This window comes from Anabaena sp. FACHB-595, assembly GCF_048568275.1.
Lineage (GTDB): Bacteria > Cyanobacteriota > Cyanobacteriia > Cyanobacteriales > Nostocaceae > Trichormus.
The window spans coordinates 2,171,725-2,190,948 of sequence record NZ_CP183473.1; the positions used below are offsets into that span (position 1 = coordinate 2,171,725).

18 protein-coding genes and 1 CRISPR repeat array are annotated in these 19,224 nt (G+C 40.6%); of the genes, 8 read left to right on the forward strand and 10 right to left on the reverse strand.

Going from position 1 to position 19,224, the window contains the following annotated elements; all coding sequences use genetic code 11:
- Nucleotides 1–48: 48 nt before the first annotated feature.
- The 4 genes from ACN222_RS08955 to ACN222_RS08970 all read left to right on the forward strand — a co-directional run bounded on the left by ACN222_RS08955 (nt 49) and on the right by ACN222_RS08970 (nt 3,551).
- A complete protein-coding gene (locus tag ACN222_RS08955) occupies nt 49–1,005 on the forward strand; it encodes a stage II sporulation protein M (RefSeq protein ID WP_010995976.1) in 957 nt (318 codons plus the stop codon).
- A 228-nt stretch (nt 1,006–1,233) separates the two neighbouring features.
- Nucleotides 1,234–1,701: an Hsp20/alpha crystallin family protein gene (locus ACN222_RS08960; protein WP_010995977.1), complete on the forward strand. Its 468-nt coding sequence runs from the start codon at nt 1,234–1,236 to the stop codon at nt 1,699–1,701.
- Nucleotides 1,702–2,268: 567 nt separating this feature from the next.
- Nucleotides 2,269–2,514, forward strand: coding sequence for a hypothetical protein (locus ACN222_RS08965; protein ID WP_084789081.1), 246 nt, complete (start codon nt 2,269–2,271; stop codon nt 2,512–2,514).
- An 8-nt stretch (nt 2,515–2,522) separates the two neighbouring features.
- Complete coding sequence (locus tag ACN222_RS08970) at nt 2,523–3,551, forward strand: hypothetical protein (RefSeq protein ID WP_010995978.1); 1,029 nt, start codon at nt 2,523–2,525, stop codon at nt 3,549–3,551.
- 59 nt (nt 3,552–3,610) lie between these two features.
- Here the strand turns inward: ACN222_RS08970 and glpK are convergent, their stop codons facing one another.
- From glpK to ACN222_RS08990, 4 genes are all read right to left on the reverse strand, one after another.
- Complete coding sequence (gene glpK, locus ACN222_RS08975; protein ID WP_010995979.1) at nt 3,611–5,113, reverse strand: glycerol kinase GlpK; 1,503 nt, start codon at nt 5,111–5,113, stop codon at nt 3,611–3,613.
- A gap of 436 nt (nt 5,114–5,549) precedes the next feature.
- A CRISPR array of direct repeats spans nt 5,550–6,111; the repeat unit is 35 nt; unit sequence GTTTCCATCCCCGTGAGGGGTAAGAGATTAAAAAC.
- Nucleotides 6,112–6,553: 442 nt separating this feature from the next.
- Nucleotides 6,554–6,922: a pentapeptide repeat-containing protein gene (locus ACN222_RS08980; RefSeq protein WP_044521078.1), complete on the reverse strand. Its 369-nt coding sequence runs from the start codon at nt 6,920–6,922 to the stop codon at nt 6,554–6,556.
- Nucleotides 6,912–7,226: a hypothetical protein gene (locus ACN222_RS08985; protein ID WP_044521081.1), complete on the reverse strand. Its 315-nt coding sequence runs from the start codon at nt 7,224–7,226 to the stop codon at nt 6,912–6,914. The genes ACN222_RS08980 and ACN222_RS08985 overlap by 11 nt, the downstream gene beginning before the upstream one ends.
- A gap of 161 nt (nt 7,227–7,387) precedes the next feature.
- Nucleotides 7,388–7,957 (reverse strand): hypothetical protein, encoded by a 570-nt coding sequence (locus tag ACN222_RS08990; RefSeq protein ID WP_010995982.1) that lies wholly within the window; start codon nt 7,955–7,957, stop codon nt 7,388–7,390.
- A 329-nt stretch (nt 7,958–8,286) separates the two neighbouring features.
- Here ACN222_RS08990 and ACN222_RS08995 point away from each other — a divergent pair, with 329 nt between their 5' ends.
- The gene (locus tag ACN222_RS08995) at nt 8,287–8,718 is read left to right on the forward strand and encodes a hypothetical protein (protein WP_049942403.1); all 432 of its coding nucleotides are present in this window, start codon (nt 8,287–8,289) and stop codon (nt 8,716–8,718) included.
- On the opposite strand, the gene ACN222_RS09000 is transcribed toward ACN222_RS08995, so the two are convergent.
- Nucleotides 8,708–9,313: a YdcF family protein gene (locus tag ACN222_RS09000; protein ID WP_044521083.1), complete on the reverse strand. Its 606-nt coding sequence runs from the start codon at nt 9,311–9,313 to the stop codon at nt 8,708–8,710. The two genes, ACN222_RS08995 and ACN222_RS09000, sit on opposite strands and share 11 nt — an antisense overlap.
- Nucleotides 9,314–10,218: 905 nt before the next feature.
- On the opposite strand from ACN222_RS09000, the gene ACN222_RS09005 reads away from it, so the two are divergent.
- The gene (locus ACN222_RS09005; RefSeq protein ID WP_010995987.1) at nt 10,219–11,895 is read left to right on the forward strand and encodes a fasciclin domain-containing protein; all 1,677 of its coding nucleotides are present in this window, start codon (nt 10,219–10,221) and stop codon (nt 11,893–11,895) included.
- A 75-nt stretch (nt 11,896–11,970) separates the two neighbouring features.
- Here the strand turns inward: ACN222_RS09005 and ACN222_RS09010 are convergent, their stop codons facing one another.
- Entirely contained in the window at nt 11,971–15,000 is a 3,030-nt protein-coding gene (locus ACN222_RS09010) for a CHAT domain-containing protein (RefSeq protein WP_010995988.1), read from the reverse strand.
- 68 nt (nt 15,001–15,068) lie between these two features.
- On the opposite strand from ACN222_RS09010, the gene ACN222_RS09015 reads away from it, so the two are divergent.
- Both ACN222_RS09015 and ACN222_RS09020 read left to right on the forward strand, forming a co-directional pair.
- A complete protein-coding gene (locus ACN222_RS09015; RefSeq protein WP_010995989.1) occupies nt 15,069–15,650 on the forward strand; it encodes a Uma2 family endonuclease in 582 nt (193 codons plus the stop codon).
- A gap of 219 nt (nt 15,651–15,869) precedes the next feature.
- The gene (locus tag ACN222_RS09020; protein ID WP_231865519.1) at nt 15,870–16,265 is read left to right on the forward strand and encodes a DUF2809 domain-containing protein; all 396 of its coding nucleotides are present in this window, start codon (nt 15,870–15,872) and stop codon (nt 16,263–16,265) included.
- A 294-nt stretch (nt 16,266–16,559) separates the two neighbouring features.
- On the opposite strand, the gene ACN222_RS09025 is transcribed toward ACN222_RS09020, so the two are convergent.
- The 4 genes from ACN222_RS09025 to ACN222_RS09040 all read right to left on the reverse strand — a co-directional run bounded on the left by ACN222_RS09025 (nt 16,560) and on the right by ACN222_RS09040 (nt 18,947).
- A complete protein-coding gene (locus ACN222_RS09025) occupies nt 16,560–17,660 on the reverse strand; it encodes an ABC transporter ATP-binding protein (protein WP_010995991.1) in 1,101 nt (366 codons plus the stop codon).
- Nucleotides 17,661–17,710: 50 nt separating this feature from the next.
- Nucleotides 17,711–17,938, reverse strand: coding sequence for a type II toxin-antitoxin system HicA family toxin (locus ACN222_RS09030; protein ID WP_010995992.1), 228 nt, complete (start codon nt 17,936–17,938; stop codon nt 17,711–17,713).
- Nucleotides 17,938–18,156: a type II toxin-antitoxin system HicB family antitoxin gene (locus tag ACN222_RS09035; protein ID WP_010995993.1), complete on the reverse strand. Its 219-nt coding sequence runs from the start codon at nt 18,154–18,156 to the stop codon at nt 17,938–17,940. The genes ACN222_RS09030 and ACN222_RS09035 overlap by 1 nt, the downstream gene beginning before the upstream one ends.
- A gap of 74 nt (nt 18,157–18,230) precedes the next feature.
- Nucleotides 18,231–18,947: a GUN4 domain-containing protein gene (locus tag ACN222_RS09040; protein ID WP_010995994.1), complete on the reverse strand. Its 717-nt coding sequence runs from the start codon at nt 18,945–18,947 to the stop codon at nt 18,231–18,233.
- Between the last annotated feature and the right edge of the window lie 277 nt (nt 18,948–19,224).

Genomic DNA, 19,224 nt, shown 5'->3' on the forward strand with positions numbered 1-19,224 from the left:
ATTTGAGGCTATCTTAAAGTACGTTAATTGCTAATATTCCCAAAATTTATGAATATTCAACGTTGGATTGCCCGGCGAGAGTTAAACTGGCAGCGTTTAGATGCTTTATTAAGACAGGTAGAAACAAAAGGGTTAAAGTCTCTCCCAGCTACAGAAATTCGGGAGTTAGCTAGTTTATATCGTTCAGTTGCGGCAGATTTGGCACGCGCTCAGACCCAGCAAGTCGGTAATATCTTGATACATAATTTACAATCCTTGACAACTCGTGGCTATACGCAGATTTACCAAGGTTCGAGAAGGCAAGAATGGCAAGCGGTGGTGGAATTTTACCGATGGGAACTACCCGCAGTGATTCAGCGAACATTTGCGTACACTGCCACAGCTACCGCTTTATTTTTTCTAGGTCTAATAGTTGCGTGGTGGTATGCTTGGCAAGACCCGACATTCATGTCTTTAATCGTCCCAGAACGCCTAATTTCTCAAGTGCGAGATGAGCATAAATTGTGGATGGGGTCAATTGTGGGGATTGAACCTTTGGCATCTAGTGGGATTATGATTAACAATCTCAAGGTGTCCTTTGGTGCGGTTGCAGGTGGGATGACAGCCGGGGCATTCACAACTTATGTGATGGTATTTAATGGTTTGCTCATTGGTGCTATCGGTACATTGGTAGGGCAGAATAATTTAGCTTATCCTTTTTGGGCATTTGTTTTTCCTCATGGCGCTTTAGAATTACCCGCCATTTTCTTCGCCGGTGGGGCTGGGTTGTTGATAGCAAGAGCTATTTTATTCCCTGGTGAATATCGTCGAGGTGATGCCTTGAAATTTTATGGTTCTCAAGCAGTGCAGTTATTATTTGGGATTGTGCCAATGTTAGTTATAGCCGGGATTATTGAGGGATTTTTCTCTCCTAACCCCAGGATTCCTGATCCCTTAAAGTATTTATTTGGCACAGGATTGTTTATTATTTTTTTTATGTACTGTAATCGGAAAAAACATCAGTAAAAGGGTAGATTTATCAATGGTTTTGGGTGGGTACGGTTATTGCGATCGCTCTTGGTTATGGAACCGAACCTACAGGCGTTTGATCCTGATCTAATCTTTTAGTGAAGGAGCTAGAAATTAAGCTTTGCCAAACTCCAGATTGATTCGATCATATACCTCTTCGTTTACCAGCAAAAAGCTTAATAATAGCCTTCTTATAAGCAAATATTGCATTTTAGAGGTGATATTATGGCAATTACAAGATGGGAACCATTCCGAGAAATTGAGCGGTTAGAACCATTCCGAGAAATGGATACATTACAACGGCAAATAAACCGCTTGTTTGATAGGTTAATGCCAACTGATGGGGCTGAAAAAGTGGGATTTGCCTTCGTACCTGCTGCTGAACTTGAAGAAAAGGATGATGCTATTCATTTGAAACTAGAAGTCCCAGGCTTAGAAGCAACTGATATTCATGTAGAAGCGACTCCTGAATCGATTTCGATTACTGGTGAGCGGAAGTCTGAGACTAAGACTGAAGAAAATGGCATTACTCGTTCTGAGTTTAGGTATGGTAAATTCCAACGAGTTATTCCCCTACCGTCTCTAATTCAAAACGACAAAGTACAAGCTGAGTACAAAAACGGTATCCTCCGGCTAACTGTACCAAAAGCTGAGTCAGAAAGAAATAAAGTCGTAAAAGTCAATATTGGTTAGAGCCAAGGGAATAGTATTGAGTCTAATTAATTAGTCCTAAGTGCTGAGTAGATGTCTTAATAGACTATTTACTCAGCACTCAACATAGCAGCCCTAACAACGCAAACATGGGAGGTAGCTTAACGCTTCACAATACCGCATATAGTGAAATTACTGTTGAGAGTTCCCAACTGAAGCGCCAAAATCATTTCCCACTCCCATAGCAAAACTCTTTTTTCTCAGGGTTATTTTAGTAGGCATTGCCCACCCTACAAAGACCTAAGTTTTTCAGCGCCAGCGCAAACTATGGCAACAAGAATCAAATCAGGTTCCTATATGTCCCGAATTTATACAAAAATCTCCTAAAAGTCAGATATATAGTGGCAAATATTACCTAGTTGTTGATAATGCGCTATATGCTAATAAGATAAGCAATTAATGTTTCTAGTTTGTTATCTGCCAAGTTGGCATCTAGTGTTTTTCCTAAAATTGCTAATTTGAATAAAACAGACAACTAAACACACACTGATCCTAGTTTATTTGCTTGAATAGCTATATTGAGAGACTTGTAATTCCATACTCTTGATTATGACCAGTAAGTTAATTGATGTTAGAGAATATACTGTTAGGGCGCATAAGCGGCTAATTCACACTCGCGTTTTTAACTTTGTCTGTAAGGAGTGTAACGAGGCGACAAAACGCGAGACTTTTGGCCCTCGCCCTTTATATTGCGAGATATGTCGTCCACCACAAGCGCCGAAAAAGTCTCAGCAGCCGACTCGCAAAGCCAAGCCTCGTCCAACTATTTACAAAAGCGACACTGATTTAGGTTGATTTGAAGCATGATAAATTCTCAATTGCAATTAGACCCTCCTCCTCAAGATTTCGTCTCCCCACTGTTAGAATTACGAGACTATTATGCTCGTCTTGTAGAAGAGTACGAAACCTTATTTACACAAGCGCGATCGCAGCTGGATCATGTAGAAGCTTTATTATCTACTTGGTCTCCTAGTGCGGAAAAGAAAGAGCAAATATCCATTGGTGATATCTCTCCAGACGTTTCTACCTCTTTCCCCAAAAAATCTCTACCATCTGCAACTAATGGGATTTCTCCCACTGAGGTTAACTTGGTGGAGTCTAAAGAAGTTGAGTCCCAAAACTCAGGAAGCTTGGAAATAGAGAGTTTTGTGAATACAGATGAAGATAACAACGAGTCTCCAGAACCAAGTTCTTCACCAACCATAGAAATTACTCCAGAAACCATTAAGGGAACTGATATCCCGATGTTACCTGAGTATCAATCTCTTACCCGCATGGAAGCGATTAAAAAGCTACTAGAAGAACATCTTGGGGCAGTATGTCATATAGATTTTATTGTGCGATCGCTTTATGGAGAGTTGGAGTCTTATATTTTTAGAGTAGTCAAAGGTAGAGTTCAATCATCTCTAACACAAGGTAGAGAAAGACAAGCTTGGTTTGGCATCCCTGATGAACCCGGATGTTACACTCTGGATTTAGGTCTGGTAAGTTCCAACCGCACTCATACTTACTCCCAAAATGGCAGAAGTAAGAAGAAGAAACCTGTCATCATCCCGAAGACCAAAGTCGTCCCCATGTTAGAACCTTTTGAAGGGCAATTTTTAATTGATGCTTTGAGTGTTTTCTTCAAACAACATCCAGGTAAAGTTTTTAGTGTGGCTCAAGTCATCTCTGGACTTTATGGAGAACTAGATGAAGAAGACACTAGAGAGGTTAAAGGCAAAGTCTTGAATGAACTCTCACGGGGTTATCGCACAGGACGATTTGCTAGATTACCGAATAAAGTTGGCTTTTATACCTTGGATTTAAAGTTGGCGGCTAAGTCGGGATAATGGATAATGGGGAGTATCAATAGTCTTTCTCTACTCTCAACCTTTACACCCCTATATACCTACACCCAATCAAGACTCCGTTTAACTGCCTTTTGCCATATCGCAAAATTGGCTGTGGCGTTTTGGCTTCCTTCTCCTGGTTCAAAAATGCGGTCTATCTGGCGTTGGTTAACTAATGCTGTGTAACTATCCCAAAATCCCACGGCTAAACCTGCGGCGAAGGCTGCACCTTGTACTGTTGTGTCGCGCATGGTGGGACGTTCTACGGGAATACCTAAAACATCTGCTTGGAACTGCATGAGGAAATTGTTCTCACAAGCACCACCATCGACAATTAGGCGCTGCATGGGGCTACTACAAGAGGCATTGATGGCTTGTACTACTTCTAACACTTGATAGGCGATCGCTTCTAATACAGCCCGGACTAAATGCTGTGGTTGGACGCTGGCTGTAATGCCAAAAAAAGCTCCTCTAGCGTTCATATCCCAGTAGGGTGCGCCTAGTCCACTAAAAGCGGGGACAAAGTACACCCCACCGTTATCGGCTACTTGATTTGCCATGGTCTCAGTTTCAGCAGCCGTCTTAATTAGCTTGATGCCGTCACGCAACCATTGGATACAAGCACCACTAGTAAACATACTGCCTTCTAGAGCATAGCCAATATTGATATTTTCCTGTTTATCGGCTTGTGTCCAGGCGATTGTAGAAATTAATTGATGTTGAGAACGAACAATATTAGAGCCAGTATGAGCTACTAAAAAGCTACCAGTGCCATAAGTACATTTCATTAAACCGGGGCGATCGCAGCCATGACCAAACAAAGCTGCCTGTTGATCGCCTAAAATGGCTGTGATGGGGATAGCTGCATCTAATAAGCTGGTATCTGTAACACCAAATTTTCCCAAACTGGGTTGAATTTGCGGCAGAATATGGGCAGGAATTTGCAAAATCTCTAGTAGTTGCTCATCCCACTCACCAGTTTTCAAATTCATCAACATGGTGCGGCTAGCATTGCTGTGGTCGGTGGCGTGGACTTTCCCACCTGTTAATTTCCACAATATCCAGGTATCGATTGTACCTGCCAAAACATTTTTTAAATCAACGCCTGTGATGTAGTCTAATAACCATCGGAGTTTAGTTGCGGAGAAATAAGCGTCAACTACTAAACCAGTACGACTGTAAATTTCCTGAGCATAGCCTTTTTCCTGTAACTGATGACACAGGGGAGCCGTGCGGCGGTCTTGCCAAACAATGGCTTTATGTAATGGTCTCCCCGTGGTTTTGTCCCAGAGTAGGCAAGTTTCCCGTTGTACAGTCAAACCTATAGCCGCAATTTCACTAGGAGATATTTGTGCATTGACGATGGCTGTCTTCATCACCCAGCAGGTATCTTGCCAGATTTCTTCCGCGTCATGCTCTAACCATCCTGGTTGGGGGTAATGTTGTGTTAGTTCCTTATATGCTTGAGCAACTATTTTACCTGCATTGTTAAAGATAAATGCCCGGTTTCCAGTTGTTCCCAAGTCCAACGCTAGGATATAGCCGGAAGATGATATCTGCATAGGCTTTAGTTAAAAGGCGATCGCTCTACCTATCCTACAAATATTTGTGTCTCTCTACATATTTGGATAGTTTAGGCGATCGTCTTTCTGTTTCATCCCCGTGAGGGGAAGTGATTAAAAACCTTAATTTTCAAGGCTTGGTGGTTGAGCATCCTTTAGTGTTTTCATCCCCGCAGGGGGTAAGAGACTAAAAACATTTTTTCTATGTGTGGCACAGAAGGTTTGGAATGGAAGTTTCCATCCCCGCAAGGGGTAAGAGTTTAAAAACAAGGGCGTTGCTGATTAGTGGGATGATTTTTGTATCACGCATACTGCAAGCGGAACTCGAAGAGTAGGCGCAAAGAATCAATATTCTGCTTTGTATAAAAGTCTCAATTCATCCCGCATTTATACAACGCCAACAAGATGTTGCTCAAGGTAGAGGCGGTTTTATAAAGTTTCCATCCCCGTGAGGGGTAAGAGATTAAAAACTCTGGATTATATTGTATGCAACGTAGGTTGCTCAATATATTTGTTTCCATCCCCGTGAGGGGTAAGAGATTAAAAACTGTCTATGATAGGGCAAACAAGGCATAATATGTCTTTTATGTTTCCATCCCCGTGAGGGGTAAGAGATTAAAAACAATTTTTTAGGTTGCCACAAAAGCAACCGAACAGTTAGGGTTTCCATCCCCGTGAGGGGTAAGAGATTAAAAACTGAAAGCGCTCAGCGCCCGCTGGGTAGATCTGACTCGATCGTTTCCATCCCCGTGAGGGGTAAGAGATTAAAAACAAGATGAAATCGACCAAGCGTGGAGCGCTGGTCAGCATACTGTTTCCATCCCCGTGAGGGGTAAGAGATTAAAAACAAGTAGAAGAAGCTCGCAAAAAGGCTGCAACTGCTTCAAGTTTCCATCCCCGTGAGGGGTAAGAGATTAAAAACTGCTGGAGCAATTCCAACTGGTTGGGCTGGTATGATATATAGTTTCCATCCCCGTGAGGGGTAAGAGATTAAAAACCCTACACTTACAGAAAGCTTACCAAATAAGACTTACAGAACTGTAAAACTGAGGGGGGTATATTTTACCTGTCAATAGAGATCGCTTATTGACAATAACTACATCATCAAGGTGACTCAAACCCTTATAGGGTAAGCTATCTGAGGGGGTCAACGAGATAATAAGCTTTTCAGGCTTTAGGCGACCCCCTCAGGTTACATTTCTTAATAAAATAACTTGACGAAACTAACCATTCGATTACAAGTTAAGAATATAGCGGTTTGCAGTTGAGTCTAATACAGACTTAACCTCCAGAGTAAGCCTTAAAGCCTGTCTCCTTGTAGGATAGAAGTCAAAACGTATTGCAGACAAACGAGAAACGCTATATGTACTTATTTAATTTTCAAGGTGCAGATGTTTGTAAAAACAGTACCATAGCAAACTCCAAAAGGCAAAGCTTTTGTTAAAACTGCCGCATATTTCTACTTACCGGGTCAAAACCTCTAGAAAATTTCGTAGTTTCGTCATAATAAGCACCAGTTAAATCTGCTCCATACAACTTAGACAAGTTGAGTTTAGCTCCCCGCAGATTTGCTTGATTCAGCTTCACGCCGCACAAATTAGCTCTAGTCAAATTAGCATTGGCTAAGTTGGCTTGACTCAAATCGGCTCCCCAGAGTTTGGCTTTCGCTAGGTTAGCGCCGCTTAAGTCTGCTCCCCATAAATTTATTCCAGGTAAGTAGACTCCAATCAGCTTGGCTCTAATTAGGTTCGCGGCGGGAAAATACCTTTCCCCTGCTGCATAACGGCGTTTGATTGCTTCAGCATCCATGAATTGCATTTACCTTCTTGAGTAAGAAAGAAGTTATCTGTTCCCATTCCTGATTTAACTCCCCAACAAACTCTGGCTGACTGCTGCGTTGATACCAATAACGAGCATTATTCAAATCGCCTTCTTTGCGATGTAAGTACCCATGAACCCAAGCACTATCAACATCACTGGCGTTTTGTACAATCTCATGAGCTTGGTTCCAATCACCTTGTTTGTCATACCACAGAGCTTGCAGCGCCTTCGGTAGGGTTTGAGGACATGAGCGCTGTTTTTCCATCAATCGCAGAAATTCTTCTGTATTCATAATCGCCACTCAGCAATTATCAGACCTCCATTTCCAAGATACCTTGTAGATTGCTAGTGTAGAGAGATGAAGAGAACACCAAAAAATAACAATTCAAAATTAAATTTATTAAGGTGGGCATTGCCCACCCTACGGGTTACCAATTACCAATTACCAATTACCTAAATCTTACCTAGTTGTTCCCTACCTTTAACTTCCCGATTTCCTTTGGGAACAATTTCAAACTCAAAATTACCGACGAGATGGTCATCTACATAGACATATATTATATGTTTACCAGGTGGATCACCTGGTGCGATCGTCCAAAAGTTTTCAATCACTCCGTCCTTTGGTAACTGGGTGCGTTTGGTGACTGCTTCTGTACCATCTGCTGATAATGTAAAATTTTCACCGTTATCTGTAGCCCAAGTTTCTGGGGGTTTTGGTAAGCGCAGAACTTCGCGCCATGTCACTTGACCTTTAACATCTTGAATTTGAATCCGCCAACCGTATTTACTACCCTCTTCTAGCGGAACTCTGATTGTTGGGGTGAAGTTAAATTTCCCTCCAGCGTCACGGACTGCTACACCAAACTCAGCTTTACTGATATTTATCGGTTGAGCTTTGTTTGGCTGCAACTTAGGGGTTGACTGAGAAAGTGTCATCGCATTGTTGGCTAAGGCTGAGGTATGAATAAACCCAGTCATCAGCAAAGAAGAAGTTAGTACAACTGTCGCAGCCAAAATTCTCATTCTTATCAATTTTTTGGTCAGTTACTAGTACATATTCAACTACTTTTTGTGCATCTCCGGTAGGGGTAATGCGGGAATTTTTTCGGTAACACATTTATCCGCAAGATAGTCAAACTTAATTGATGTTAATTGCTGTACTTAACTTGTGTTTAAAAGAGTATTTTAATTGTAGCGATCGCTACTCTATACACTTTGGGTTTCATCTCTTTAAACTTATTACCTGTTACCAAAAATTTTTCCCTAAAACTATAATTATTGAGTATGATTTAATTTCCTGTTGCCGGAAAATTATAAGTTTGATTGAAAGTTCATCATTGAGTAATGTTACTATGAAAGCATTTTCCATCATTGCAATTATTGTAGTCAGTGTACTGAGCTACGTTCCATCAGAGGTGATGGGCGAAATCCCACCAGCGATCGCACTACCCCAAAATGGTAATATTAACCAGGAGAATTTGCCAGAAACTATCATTGAACGCCATGAGGCTGCGGCTCTAACCACAGAACCAGTGACAATCAATAGTCAGTGGAATAGTGTCACAAAACAACCTCAAAATCTTCAAGAAACTTCTATTCCCCTAGAACAGAAAAAAGGATGTGAAAGTCTCAGCCCGTTTGATTTACTCAATAATCCAGATGCTCTTTTTAAAGAATGTGTCAATCCCGCAGATAATCGCACACCACAACGTGTTGAGCCAGTAGAGTATTTAAAAGTCCCCGGACTTGATTCTGGTGTGAAGGTAAATGTTACTAAATTTTAAATACAAGGTAAATAAAATAAAAATAAGTTTCTCGTATTAAAAATTCCATTTGGCTGTTAAAACTGCGATAGCGAGTGGTAGGTGTAGGCGAAGGATAAGCATCAATTCCCAAATTTCTTGCCATTAAAACGGCTCGTTTTAGGTGCAATGGATCACTGATAATCAAAAATTTGGTAGGTTTTTCATTAGTACCCACCACTTCTATCGCATTTTTAAGATTTTGGTAAGTTGTCCGAGACTGAGTTTCTGTTAAGACGTCGGCTGCTTTTACTCCTCTAGCTATGGCGTAATTTCTGCCAACAATAGCCTCAGCCAGTTCGTTAATCTCTCCCACTCCACCAGTAAAAATAATCTTACTAATAGCCCCATTTTTATATAGATTAATGGCATGGTTAATTCGTTCTCGAAAAACAGGTGATGGTTCTTCCCCCCAAACTGCTGCACCTAGAACTATTGCTGCATCTGCTTTGTTATTGTAACTATTGCTTCCATAGGAATAAATACTAATTGCTGTAGATGAAATAGCAAATAATAGTGCAGATATGATAGTAATTAATATCCGAAAAAGCCATTTTTTAGGAACATTCTTGAGCATAAAGTTGGTGATATCAAGGGTTGAGCATAAGCAACACACCATCCAAGATTTTCGGTGCTTTGGGATGAACGCTCATAAGGCATCCTGGAGTGACCAGCATAATCTATCATTTTAGCCTTGCCACGCCACCACATTTTTCCTTAACTGAACCGTATTGACCGATATATAGGAATCCGATTTGATTATTGTTGGCGTAGCCTGCGCTTACGCATAAAAATCTTAGTATCTGTAGGGGTGGGCATTGCCCAGCAGAACCTTGATACGGTGGGCAATGCCCACCCTACATAATATTTCAGAAATCAAGTATGAATCCTATAGCTTTCTCTACGCCCCGCAAGTGTGGGACATTTTTGGTGGTTGAAAGTTCCTTACGCCTGACTTTTGAAGTCAGACATAAATATTCTTTCCATAATAATATTTATTTGGGTGTACTTACTTTGGATAGCTCGGAATTGCTCAAGAGCGTACAACTATCTAAAGTATGAGAAAATATCTGGAAAATATGACCTTTAGCTAGTTATTAAAACGGGTTAATATCTGTAACAATTCTCTTTATAAGACTAATAACCTTTGCAGTTCTAATATTACTAGATGTTGATTATGAATGGACGTTTTCGACTCCAGCCCCTTCCATAATAATGGGCTTGGCATCTCCTAACTACATATTTTTCTATCTAATAACTCTCAAACTTACAAATAATGTTGTGGGTTTTAGTTTAGAAGATGAAAACTATGTTGTTAGCGAAATTGATGTTTGCGAGGAAAATTATATTCATCATTTTGGTATTTTCCAAACCAAAAATAATGTCTCGGCTTCTCATTGAATCAACTATACAAGCAGTTGTTTCCCATAGTCAATTGATGTCTTTGTGTAATTTATTTACTTAATTTTGGAGGAATTTTTCATGTTTAGTTCGGTTCGACGGTCATTAGCCTACACAACTTTGCTGGCTTTGGGGATGACAGCGATAACAGCAAATCCCTTAATAGTTTCTAAACCAGCTTCAGCACAAACACCTGTTCCTACAGAAACTCCGTCTACTACAAGTTCCAACTTTTCTGATGTCAGTTCAGATTACTGGGCGCAACCATTTATTCAAGCTTTAGCACAAAGAAATATCATTGCTGGCTTTCCCGATGGTACTTTTAGACCAAACCAGGCAGTGAGTCGCGCTGAGTTTGCCACATTAATTCAAAAAGCGTTTAATCAACAACCAGTCCGACAATTAAGTGCATCTGGATTTACAGATGTACCTGCGAGTTTCTGGGCATCGCAAGCAATTCGGGAAGCTTACGAAACGGGATTTCTCTCTGGCTATCCAGGGAATGTGTTTCGCCCCAATCAACAAATTCCTAGAGTACAGGCGATCGTTGCTTTAAGCAGTGGTTTAAACTTAACTACAACTGATACTGCATCAGGTGTTCTTAGTAATAACTATGCAGATGCTTCGGCAATTCCTGACTATGCTGTCAACGGCGTAGCCGCAGCTACACAAAGCAACATAGTTGTTAACTACCCGAATGTGAGAGAACTGAATCCGTCAACATCTCTTACCCGTGGAGAAGCAGCAGCATTTTTGTATCAAGCTTTAGTTCGACAAGGACAAGTACAACCTCTACCTAGCAATGTTGCAGCTGCTAACTACATAGTGGGTGGGTCTGGTACGACAGGAGGTACACAAGGTTCTAATAATATTGTTGCTTTGGCAGCATCAAGTAACTCTTTTAGTACTTTGACTACTTTATTGAGGACAGCAGGTTTAACAGATATTCTAGAGCAACCAGGGCCTTACACAGTCTTTGCTCCCACTAATGAAGCATTTGCGGCGTTACCTGCGGGTACTCTAGAACAACTACAACAACCACAGAACAGAGAGTTGTTGGTGAGAATTCTCCGCTATCATGTGGTTCCTGGTCAATTAACGGCTAACCAACTCTCTTCTGGACAATTGACAACTGCTAGCGATGCGCCAGTCAATGTGAGAGTTGACACAGCCAATAATCAAATTGCCGTTAATGAGGCTAGAGTTGTTCAAGCAAATATTCAAGCTAGCAATGGCGTTATCCACGCTATTAACGAAGTCCTGATTCCACCTAATCTAACTGGTCAGCAGCCACAAGAAGGAACCCCTCAAGCACAAAATCCGGGTGCTGTAACTCCAGGTAGAGCTACCCGTGGCGGTTCTAGTTACATAGGGGTTGCTGGTAACATTGGTTTAGGTGGTGATACAGCTCTCAGCGATAGCAACTTTGCAGTTATTAGTAAAGTTGGTTTGACGCGCAATCTATCAGTCCGACCATCGGCTGTTTTTGGTAATGATACCGTATTTCTAGTGCCGTTGACTTTGGATTTCACCCCCCGCGCAGTAGAGCCTGGTGTTGTGCAACCATTCGCCGTATCACCTTATGTTGGCGCTGGTGTAGCAATCGAAGCTAGTGGCGATACTGATATTGGTTTACTGTTAACTGGTGGTGTTGATATTCCTTTAGGCGAGAGATTTACTGTAAATGGTGCTGTTAATGCAGCTTTTGTGGATGAAACTGATGTTGGTTTGCTATTAGGTATTGGCTACAATTTCTAATTGAATAACAAGGAATAATAGCGAAACCAGAACCCCGATTTCTTCAAGAAGTCGGGGTTCTCAAAGCTTGACAATTTAAAGCCCATTGCCAATTAAAATAAATGATGCCCAATAATAGGGATGATTAAACTGATTATTACCCATCAACAAGGCAAGTTGTGCTGTACGTAAAGCTTCAGATTTAGTTAAATTACCTGTTTTTAAGACACTATAAAAGCTATCCATTAATGCTTGTGTACCGCCATCAGAAACAGCCCATAGTGAGGCAATGGAAGCTTTTGCACCTGTTAATTGAATTTGGTATCCTAGACCGAGAATTTCTTGACCGTTACCCAATTGATTACCTAAACCTGTTTGACAGGCACTTAATACTACTAAATCAACATTTGATAAAGACCAGTTTTCTATATCTTTGAGAGTGACGCGATCGCCATTACCAAATAGTATAAATGAACTTTCTGGATCACCACTTACCAGCATCCCATGAGTCGCCAGATGGACGATTTTATAATCGTTCATTTGGGGGATTGTAACTTGGGGACTAAAATCATTATCTAATAGTATTTTTGTGCCTTTAATTATCTTAGCTAAATTGTCTACTTCGACTTTAGCAAACTGTAAACCACTAAAGACTTCTTGACGTTCGCCTACTGCTACTTTATAGTCGCCTTTGGTGAATGCTGCGGCTAAAGTTGGTAGAGAGGCTTGGGGTTTATTGTTTAATTTGGTCAAGCTAGCGGCAGTAATATTATTAATGATATAATGCTCGATCAGCCAATTTTTGCCATCATATAATGCAGCTAAGGGTATATATCTGAGTTTGCTATCTGGAGCATAAATAATTGCTTGAGCATTAGCTTGTTTCAGGTCATTCTCTATAGGTTTAATGAGCCAGTTATATAATTTATTTGCTGGAATTTTACTATCTTTATAGGGAACAACTATGGCTTGTCGAAATTCATTAATGACTTGATTTAGTTCTGCTGGTTTGACGGGAACTGGACGATGAATTGGTGGTGCATCCGCCGTGACGAGAACTAATTCCAATCTGTCGTCTAACACTAAGGGATATAATAATACTGCTTTTTTATTTAACTGTCGCAAATTATCCCGCAAAGAATTAAGTTGTCTTAAGCTGAGATTTTCCTGTCCAGAATTTGCAGATAATTGCTGTACAAGAGCGACTACAGCAGGTGTTTTGGTAAATTTGTTAAACTCAGCCGTGATTGTTTGCTCAAGTTTCACTAATTCAGCAATGCGTTTTTCTTGGATGGCTGTGCGTGCATTTGCTGGAGTTTGGCGGAGGTTTGTTAGTTCTTGCCCAAAAGCGATCGCTTGATCTTGAATGGCGCTATACTTTTGGGAAATCTGTTGTTCTTGGGGTTGCAGTGGTAATTTTTGGCTTGGCTGGGGTTCTGTATTCACTCCCCTTTGTCCAGTATTAACTACTGCTGTTGTCATTTGGCTTTGACTACGGCGATTTCCGATAAAATCATTGGCTTCTTGGATTTTGAGTAAATCTAAAACTTGCTGTGCTTCGCTGGGACGGTTTTGTTTGAGTAATAAATCAGCCAGGCGGCGATACCTTTCAGCAACGGTTTCTGTATAGGATTTTTGGATATCTGCGGGGATGGTGCGTAAACTTTGGCGAATACTTTCCGTGAGGTTGACTGATTGCTTGTAAAATGCGATCGCTAGTTGTGGTTGATTTTGTACAGACAGGGTATCGCCTAAAAGTTTGAGGGTTGCAGCTTCACTGACTTTATCGCTAACTTGTCTGTGCATGGCTAAAGCTTGCTGATACAATCCTGAAGCTTTTTCCTGCTGGCCTTGCTTTTGGTGTATTTGCCCTAGATTACTCATTGTCACACCTTCCCCGGTGCGATCGCCTATTTCTTGATAAATAGTTAAAGCTTGCTGATTTAACTCAAGAGCTTGCGGGTACTTACCTGAATTACTTTGCACCTTAGCAATATTATTGAGAGTTACAGCAATCCCTGGTTTATAGCTATTCTCTTTATATATATTTAGAGCTTGTTGATACAATTTTAATGCTTGGTCATATTTACCCAGACTCAAGTAAATTTGTCCAATATTATTGAGATTTAAAGCTCTGCCTTGGAACTGAAAAGAGTCTTTACCAAACCCATCACCAACATTAGCACGACTGGCAACTTGTTGCAAAGCTTGGGAATTTTGACCTAAATAATCATAAAGTAATTTTATCTCTTGTTTCGTGGCTTTTTCTGCATCATGATTAATTTTGCTATAAATATTTGCTGATTCTTCGGCTAGTTCTAGAGATTTTTTATATTGACCCAAACTAAAATTAGTACTGGCAAGGTTATTAATAATTGCTGCTTTTGTGCCAGTATAATTCGAGCAGCATTCTTGCAGATCAGCTAAACCTTGTTGATAGGCATCTAAGGCTTGTTTATAGTTGCCTAAATTAACGTAAACTACACCGATATTATTCAAAGTTTGAATACCACCAATTTTATCATCATCAGCTTTTTGCATTGCCAATGTTTGCTGATAAAAATCGAGAGCTTTTGTATACTGTCCCATACGAAAATAAACCGCACCAATATCAGCTAGCAGAGTTTTTTCGCTAGTAGCATAACTAGAATCTTTGGAATTAGCTGCTTTCAGTTCTTTGATAATAGCTAAAGCTGGTTGATAATATTCCAGCGCCTTGGGATACTGTCCCAAATTGACATATACTTCACCAATATAAGAAAGGGGTATCCATTCATTTTGGCGGTCTTTGATTTTCCTGCGAATATCTAAGGAGGACTGAAAATATTCGAGTGCTTTCCCGTACTCTGCTTTACGAAAATACACATATCCAATATTTACAAGGCTGTTAGCTTCTCCAGCCTTAGCACCATATTTTTTAAAAATAGCTAACGCCTGCTGGAAGTTTTCCAAAGCTGCTTGTAACTCCCCTACACCAAAAAAATCCTTGTAAATAAGGGATTCACCGCTACTATTCAACATCACAGCTTGTGTTATCTGTTCTTCGGTGGTTGGAGTTGGTGCTTGTGCTAGAGATGGGGAAGCTAGAGTTAAAATTAGAGTTAAGGGAATAACAGGAAGCCGCATATATGTATTAATAGTGACAAGATGCTTCCCATAATAATCGTGATAACTAAAAATGTTGGAAATTGCTTATGATTGCCTCACCTGAACCAGAATACCTCACACCCGAAGAATATCTCCAGTTAGAGGAAACCAGTCCTATCAAACATGAATACATCAACGGCTACGCTTATGCAATGGCTGGAGCTACTGATGCTCATGTCACTGTTGCGGGAAATTTGTTTGCACTTCTCCGTAATCATGTACGTGGTTCTGGTTGTCGTGTTTACATTGCTGATATGAAAGCCAGGATTGAATCTTTAAATAGATATTACTATCCTGATGTCATGGTTACTTGCGATCAACGTGATCAGGAAACACCTAATCATAAAAGGTTTCCTTGTTTAATTGTAGAAGTTTTGTCTAACTCTACTGAAGCTTTTGATCGAGGGGATAAATTTGTAGATTACCAGGAAATCGAAACTCTAAAAGAATACGTTTTGATTAATACAAAACGTCAGCGAGTTGAATGTTTTAAACGTGGTGATAATGGTTTATGGATTCTGCAAAATTATACAGAGCAGGATAAAATGTTTCGCCTTAATAGTATTGGGTTTGAAGGAGCGATCGCCGAGCTTTACGAAGATGTTACCTTTGAACAAACTACCGTATAAATTACAACATGATATTTAATCAGCAATTTAACCAATATATGAATATTGCTAAAAAGCTTATAAATCAATTCAAACCTAAGTTGCATTCTTCACTTGATAAATTGATTAACTTGGCAGGAGCTACGCACCTCACAAAACCGTACCAATCAGACTTTTAATTTAGACAAATTTTAAAGAACAATGTTACGATCCTGGCGAATCACACCCAGGAAATCAATCGTGCCTAAACAATTCCGTAATCTCAAGTGGTTGAGATTTAATCGTACCTCTTTCACCCTGTTTGCGATTCTATTTGCAATAGTTGTGATCATTGCCCTCTTCTTCCGAGATGATTGGATTAGACCGTTACTGGGCGACGTTTTAATTGTCATGGTGATTGCTTACTTTGTTCATGCTTTTATTGCAGTTCCACTACGGAAGGTTGCTATTGGGACTCTGATATTTGCCTACTTGATTGAGTTTCTTCAGTTTCTTAATCTCATTGATATTTTAGGCTGGCGAAACTCCCGTCTAGCCCATTTAACAATTGGATCTACTTTCGACTGGCGAGATTTGGCTGCTTATACGCTGGGGATTGCGATCATTCTCCTCACTGCTAATCGTTTGAAGTCATAAACTACTATTATTTTCCTCGTAGGGTAGGGATACTTCCCAAACTTTATAGAGAACCAAAGTTGGTGCAGGATTGTTATCTATTCCCCAATGACTGCGATCTCTAAATAACTGGGAACGATTAAATCGACAATAGTACATTCAGGTAAATCTATTTCCTGGATACAGCTAAAATCTTCCCAGCGACGAATTTTTAAGACGGCATTGACTGGCTTGTATGTAATTTGGTAAATATCATTAGACTGAATAATGGCGATCGCATTTGCTTAGGGTTGAAAGTGGGGTGAAGTTGTTTAGTTAATCCTGGGGTGATATTTTATAGCCAGTCTGAGGATCAAAAATAAACAACTGATTTAAATCAAGTTGTAGAGAAAGGCGATCGCCTGGATGTAGACGCACGTTTCCACTCAATTGAACGCTCAATAGTACCGTTGAATCGGGTAAACTCACACGAACTAATGTTTCTCTTCCTAAAGGTTCAACTAATTTGACATCGACTAACAATCCTGAACTCTGGTCATTAATTGCGTCAGAATTAATTGATATGTGTTCTGGACGAATACCCAAATTCACCCGTTGTGCTGACCGGAGTTGTAACTTCTCCCTGAGAAATGCTGGAATTGCGAGTAATTGTCCATTGATATCAAAACCTGCAAGTTGATAAGTTGCAGGTAAAATATTCATCGGTGGATTACCTAAAAAAGTTGCCACCATTTGATTAGCAGGACGAGCATAAATCCCTTGAGGTTCGCCAATTTGTTGAATCCGTCCGCCACTTAAAACCACAATCTTATCAGCCAAAGTCATCGCCTCGACTTGATCATGGGTGACGTAGATAGTTGTAATGCCTAATTGTTGATGTAACTGCTTTAATTCTGCCCTAGTATCATCTCGCAATTGGGCATCTAAATTAGACAATGGTTCATCTAATAAAAATACTTGTGGTTCACGGGCGATCGCTCTCCCTAATGCTACCCGTTGTTGCTGACCCCCGGAAAGTTGTTTGGGTTTGCGATCTAACAGATGATCCAAAGAAAGCGATCGCGCCACATCCACCACCCGTTCTTGGACAATTTTCGGGTTAATTTTCCGCATTTTCAACCCAAAGGCGATATTTTCCGCCACCGTCATGTGGGGATAAAGAGCGTAATTTTGGAACACCATCGCCACATCGCGCGCTCTTGCGGGGATGTTATTTACCAAGCGATCGCCAATAAACAGATTACCTGATGTGGCATTTTCTAAACCAGCGATCGTTCGTAAAATTGTAGACTTCCCACAACCAGAAGGCCCCACCAAAACCCAAAACTCACCATCCGGAATTTCAAAGGAGATTTCCTCAATTGCGGTGACATTGTTAAACCGACGCTTTATATCTTCTAAACGAACTTTTGCCATTATCCTATCTGAGATTTTGAATTTGGCGACTGGAAACTTTCCCTAATTTTTCATTCCAGCAATGCGATAAACTCTTCTCTTGTAAGTTCAGCATCGCGTAATATTTTACTGAGCCACCCTCTACCTATTGTTTTACCAGCATGAACAGGAACAGTGACTAAACGACCGTCATCATGTTCCATTTGTACGTGACTACCTCGTTGACGCACCACTTGAAATCCTAATTTCTCAAGGGTATTAATAACTTTTTTTCCAGTTAAACCTGGTAATTTCGGCATCAAATCACTACCTTTTGAATACCGATAAATTCTGGTTTATTTTCATCAGTTTCAGTTTCTAAACATAGTTCGATTACTTCTTTCATATTTATCATTAGTTCATCAATGGTTTCTCCTTGGCTATAACAGCCTTTTAGTTGGGGAACTTCTCCCACATAATACCCATCATCATCCCGTTCAATGATGACGTAAAATTCTCGTTTAGTAGCATTACTCATAAGTCATTGGTCAGTTGTCATTAGTTCTTTTCTTTCCCTTCCCCCAATCCCCAATCCCCAGTCCCCAATCCCCATCACTTAGACCAAGCAGGATGAGCAAATAACGAAGCAAGCACCCGCACACCCCGCAATTGATTAGACAAGGGTAGATGACCTCTGGGCGCAGTTAAATCCCAAGTAAAGCTGTTGGGGTAGCGAGTCCAATTATTACCGCTTTTCCAGCCAATTTTCGGCCAGAAATTATCCCAGTTTTTCCCTAAACTCAACCAGATGTCTCTTTGTACGGAAAAGCCAAACTTACCTTCAGAGTGAACTATCCACAGTTGATTAATGGTTTGTAGGTCATCGGTGGGAAAACTATCCACGTCAGTGAAATACAGCCATTTCCTTTTGACAGCCATCGGCCCTGCTATTTCGCACATGGTTTCGATGGTCAGGAGGTCTGCTGCTTGGAAATCTTGTTGAGCTAGTAATTGTTGCAAAGGATTGTAATTAATCCCGCAGCTTGATTTTAGAGTTACAATGCCCTCAGGAAAATTATTTTGCAAAAATTCCTGGGCTTGAGGTGCATCCGACTCGTAAAGGACTTGGTAGGCCTTCCCATCAATCCAAGTCGCTGGGTTCTCACGACGTTTCAGTAAAAATTCCATCAAAACATCTAATCCTTCATTGCCCACATCAGCTAACTGTAGGATTATCTGTTGTTGGACTTGGATAGACCCAGCGATTAGCCGTTGCCGGAGGGAGTCGATGTCATTAGCAGTGCCTGATACAATCATTGGGTCTGTCATGCCATTACTCGTAATTAGCGGGAGCGTGAAAAAGCGGTCAGCTATCGGCCTTCTTTATGGCGAAGCAATGATAGCGAAAAGTAGTTTACTATTTTTGATCGTACAAAATTGCGGCGGTTTCACTGAAAATCCTATACCGAAATCCTCCAATGCTGTAAAAAGATGAATAGGGGGAAAATCTGCGACTCAATGAATGAGGGAGTGGGAAGAGGTAGGAGAGCAGGGAGTAGAAAGTAGAGGCGAAAACAACAAAAAATCCTAATCCCCAGTACCCAAT